This window comes from uncultured Oscillibacter sp., assembly GCF_900546705.1.
In the GTDB taxonomy this organism is placed as follows: Bacteria; Bacillota; Clostridia; order Oscillospirales; family Oscillospiraceae; genus Oscillibacter.
On the sequence record NZ_URDP01000075.1, the window covers coordinates 1 to 3954 of the forward strand.

Annotated in this window: 6 protein-coding genes; all 6 read right to left on the reverse strand. The window is 59.6% G+C overall.

Features of this window, described 5'->3' with window-relative positions; translation table 11 throughout:
* Position 1: 1 nt before the first annotated feature.
* The gene (locus QZS13_RS10020) at positions 2–217 is read right to left on the reverse strand and encodes a hypothetical protein (protein ID WP_295588557.1); all 216 of its coding nucleotides are present in this window, start codon (positions 215–217) and stop codon (positions 2–4) included.
* An 8-nt stretch (positions 218–225) separates the two neighbouring features.
* On the reverse strand, positions 226–1533 hold the full coding sequence (locus tag QZS13_RS10025; RefSeq protein ID WP_295588559.1) for a DnaB-like helicase C-terminal domain-containing protein: 1308 nt from the start codon (positions 1531–1533) through the stop codon (positions 226–228).
* Complete coding sequence (locus QZS13_RS10030) at positions 1505–2323, reverse strand: helix-turn-helix domain-containing protein (protein WP_295588560.1); 819 nt, start codon at positions 2321–2323, stop codon at positions 1505–1507. The genes QZS13_RS10025 and QZS13_RS10030 overlap by 29 nt, the downstream gene beginning before the upstream one ends.
* 14 nt (positions 2324–2337) lie before the next feature.
* On the reverse strand, positions 2338–2547 hold the full coding sequence (locus QZS13_RS10035; protein ID WP_295588561.1) for a hypothetical protein: 210 nt from the start codon (positions 2545–2547) through the stop codon (positions 2338–2340).
* Positions 2548–2551: 4 nt separating this feature from the next.
* Entirely contained in the window at positions 2552–2743 is a 192-nt protein-coding gene (locus QZS13_RS10040) for a hypothetical protein (RefSeq protein WP_295588562.1), read from the reverse strand.
* A gap of 94 nt (positions 2744–2837) precedes the next feature.
* Positions 2838–3647: a helix-turn-helix transcriptional regulator gene (locus QZS13_RS10045; RefSeq protein ID WP_295588563.1), complete on the reverse strand. Its 810-nt coding sequence runs from the start codon at positions 3645–3647 to the stop codon at positions 2838–2840.
* Positions 3648–3954 lie beyond the last annotated feature (307 nt).

Sequence of the window (3954 nt, forward strand, 5' to 3'; positions counted from 1 at the left end):
CTCATAGTTGCTCCTCCCCGCGCCCACCGGCGCGGTCGTTAAAATATCTCGTTTCCCGCCAGGTCAGGCCGGTCTCCGCCGAGCAAAACTCAACAACGAAAAAGCGGCGCAGCGGGTGGATGTACACCACCCGGCAGGTCCTGGGCTGTGAGTCGATCATATCCGCCCCACCGCCGAACACCGTGGGCCGCAGCATCAACTTGTCTCCGATCTGCATGGCACACCTCACTTCACAAATTTTTCCCGGAACGTGTTGGTCTCCGGCCAGAAGGAAAGCTCCACCCGGCCGGTCCGGCCGTGCCGGTTTTTCGCCAGGGTGGCCTCTACCACAACCGGCTCCTGGGGCTTGCGCTCAAACTTTGGGTCGTAGTAGTCCTCCCGGTGCAGTAATATCACGCCGTCGGCGTCCTCCTCCGCGGCGCCGGTGGCCCGCAGGTCTGAGATCCGGGGCCGCTTGTCGTTGCGGCTCTCGTTTTCCCGGTTGAGCTGAGCCAGGCACAGCACCGGCGCGTCCATGGCCTGTGCCAGACGCTTGAGGGTGTGGGCCGCCGAGGCGTACTCGATATGGCTGGCCTGCCTGCCGGGCAGCAAAAACAGGCTGAAATGGTCCACGACCACCAGGCGGCAGTCCTTTCTTCCCCGGACCATGGACGCCATGCGTCCGGGTGTATACGCCTTGCCGGCTGTAACATACAGCGGTGTCCTGCCGATGATCCGCGCCGCCTCGGATGCCTTGCGGTATTCCGCATCCGTCATGGTCTCCGTTAGAATCACGCTGCTGTCCAGCTTGGCCAGCGCCGCCACCCGGCGGGCGGTCACCTGCTCGTCCGACATCTCCATGGACACCATGGCCACTGGTCCGATGGTGCTGGCCACATACTCGGCGATGGCGATGGCCAGCGCCGTCTTGCCCATGCCCGGGCGGGCCGCCAGGAAATAGAGGCCCGTCTTGACCATCCCGCCGCCCAGCAGCTTGTCCAGCTGCCGCAGCCCCGTGCGGACATAGGGGGCCTCTCCCCCGTCAATCCGCTCCCGGTGGCGGAAAAAGCGGTCGATCTGCTCCTGGGGCTCCAGCAGATCACTGCCGGAGCGGGCGTTGATGTCGGAGATGGTGGTCTCCAGGCCGGGCAGCACGTCCGCCTGGTCCGCTCCGTTGTCCAGCGCCTCCAGGGCCGTGCCCAGGGCGCTTTTCAGCCCCCGCCGGCGGGCGCACTCCTGCACGATGGCAGCGTATTCCATGACGTTGGCCGACGTGGGGGTGGCCTCCATCAACTCCGCCAGATACCGGCGGGTATCGTCCGATGCGTGGAGGGCATCCGCCACGGTCAATCCGTCCACGGCCCGGCCGTCCATGTCCATGGACACCATGACCGCATAGATCTTCTGGTTCAAAATCTGGCCAAAATCCGCCTCCCGGAGCCTCCCGGCCACCGTGCGGATGCAGCTGCTGTCGATGAGCATGGAGCCCAGCACCGCCTGCTCGGCGCTCAGATCGTGATACTGGTTACTCGTAGATATCCACCTCCTGGCCATCGATCACATCCGTACGGACGTATCGCTTGGGCTTTTTCTCCGGTACATCCCGGCTCTCCTCCGGCTGGTCCTCCACGTCGTTCCATCTCTTGTTCTTGAGATACCGGGTCGCATACGGGATACCGACACCCCGCTTCCACAGATCCGATGCAATCTGCTTTTTCAGAGCACGATAGATTCGTTCGAGCAGAGCATCATCCGGTTTCAGCTTGTCCCACTCCTGGATTGCACCCTGCTTATCCTCGTTCCGGACGTTCGTGCGGTAGAACTTCCAGAACTCCTCGAAGCGCTCCGGCTCCCAGTCTGCCGTATCCTTGGACTCCTGTTTCCTGCGCCGCCCCCCTTGGGGGGCTTTAGGGGGTATATTATTACTATTACTCTTAGAATAAGTGGAACCGCAAATTTCTGCGGGTACCCCCCGCAAATTTCTGCGGGTACCCCCTGGGTGCCCGCAATTTTCTGCGGGTACCTGCGGAGTATCCGGCGGAGCCAATTTCCGACCACAAAAGATGTATCGTTCCGTTCCGCCGGAGCCGCCCCGCCGGGGCCTGGACTCCACCCGGATCTGCCCCACATCCTCCAGGGCCTTGAGCAGATTCCGGACGGTAGTCTCACTGCATCCCAAAAGATCCATGAAGTCCTGATTGCTGGCATCGCACCAGCCGTCCGGGCCGGAGAGCCGGTAGATCTCCCCGAACAGGATTTTGGCCGTGGCCGGCACAGAATCCTCATACAGGAGATCTACCCAGATGATGGCGAATTGCCCGCCTTTTTTCGGATTTCGCCGCATGATATCACCGCCCCTTAAAATGCGTCATAGAACTTATCCTGCAGCGCCTTGTAGCGCCGGTCAGTCTCCTGCTCGTCAATGATTCTCAGATAAAACGCCAGCATCAGTGCCCCAGCGATTTGCCCATACAGATATCGGGCGGTGTCCCGGTCACCCTTTTCGATTTCATTGTCCAACTGTCCATTCAGATGCTCCAGCAACCGCTCAGTCTGCTCCAGATTCATATCCTCACCGTCCCTCAAGTCCCAAAATGTCCATGGAAAGCGTACCGACGGCGCTGCAATACTTCTCGTCCCAGGACGCCACCAGAGCTGCCTCCTCAGCGTTCAGCTCCTTCCGCCACTCCATGGACTCCGGGTCATATGGGTCCTCGACATCCCACCAAAAATCCAATAACGCGATGCGCTCCTCAGATACCATGCCCGTCATCTCCCCTCAATCAAATCAAGCACCCGGAAAAGGCCCTTGGTGGCAGTCCAAACGCCCACCAGGACAAACGCAAACTCCCAGATCGTCATAAGAGGGTCACCCCCTCCCTGACCGTGGTGCGGGACTTGCATTTCCGGGCAACATGTGTTATCATAACCTTGCTGTCGTTCTCGGGCGCAAGCCCCTGAACTCGAACGCCTTGAGGCTCCACCCTCGGGGCGTTCTTTTTTTTGCCTACGACATGGCGCGGGCCAGGCTGGCCACGGAGATCCAGCATGTGGCGCCCTTTGTCCCGCCGCCCTTCATCGGGAACGTGGCTTTGACTGTTCGGCTGTCCATATGTAACCACTGGGCAATCTCCTTCTGGGACAGGATCTCCCTCCCGGGGAATGCCTCTAAGATCCGTTCTAGGTTGTCCCGGTACGCCTCTTTCTCCCGTGCCATTACTGTCTCCCTCCTGACTGATCCGCAGCTCCATAATGGCTTGCTCAATATCCAGCAGCTCGCCTACGATTTCCCGATATAGTGGTTCTTCTTCTGGCGAAATCACGTTATCCTCGGCAATCTCCAACAGTCGGTACCCTTGGTGGCGTTCTGCAAATCGCCGCACCCGATTGAAAATCCGCATCGCCGCCTCAACAAACGCCCGCTCGGTCACCGGCGGGAACAGATCGGCGGCCACTTGACTCACAAGCCGCAGATGCTGCACTGCCAGCAGCTGACTGTCATAAAGAACCACCATCTGGTAGGCGATATCATCCGGCACATGCTGCTCTCCGCTTTCGTAGCGCGCCAGCGAGCGCACCGAGCAGTTGAGCCCCTCAGACGCCTGCTCTTGTGTAAGGCCGGCCGCTTCCCGGCAGGTCTTGTAGATCTCTGCGCCATTTCCCGGCATGGGAAATCATCTCCTTTCTTGGTATGGTGAATTTAATTCCTCCTGATTGCACGGCAAATCCGTATTTCCCAGCGAAATAACCTGCATGTCAACCTCAAGCGGAAGTAATCCGCACAAAAGCCTTACCTCGTTCAAAGTCAACCAGCCACGCTGAAAAAGATAGTTGTACCTTGTGCTTCTCTCCTGATCGTTTTCCATTTCAACGTCCTTTCTCATGCGCCGATGCAGGGCGCTTTATAAAGCTCGTCGATCGTCACCTCCAGGATCGCCGCCAGCTTGGGCAGCTTATCGGCTGTCGGCATGGCCT

Coding starts and splice junctions, on each gene's coding strand:
- QZS13_RS10030 (WP_295588560.1), bottom strand. CDS start 2,323: ATGCGGCGAAATCCGAAAAAAGGCGGGCAATTCGCCATCATCTGGGTA.
- QZS13_RS10025 (WP_295588559.1), bottom strand. CDS start 1,533: ATGGCCAGGAGGTGGATATCTACGAGTAACCAGTATCACGATCTGAGC.
- QZS13_RS10035 (WP_295588561.1), bottom strand. CDS start 2,547: ATGAATCTGGAGCAGACTGAGCGGTTGCTGGAGCATCTGAATGGACAG.
- QZS13_RS10045 (WP_295588563.1), bottom strand. CDS start 3,647: ATGCCGGGAAATGGCGCAGAGATCTACAAGACCTGCCGGGAAGCGGCC.
- QZS13_RS10020 (WP_295588557.1), bottom strand. CDS start 217: ATGCAGATCGGAGACAAGTTGATGCTGCGGCCCACGGTGTTCGGCGGT.
- QZS13_RS10040 (WP_295588562.1), bottom strand. CDS start 2,743: ATGGTATCTGAGGAGCGCATCGCGTTATTGGATTTTTGGTGGGATGTC.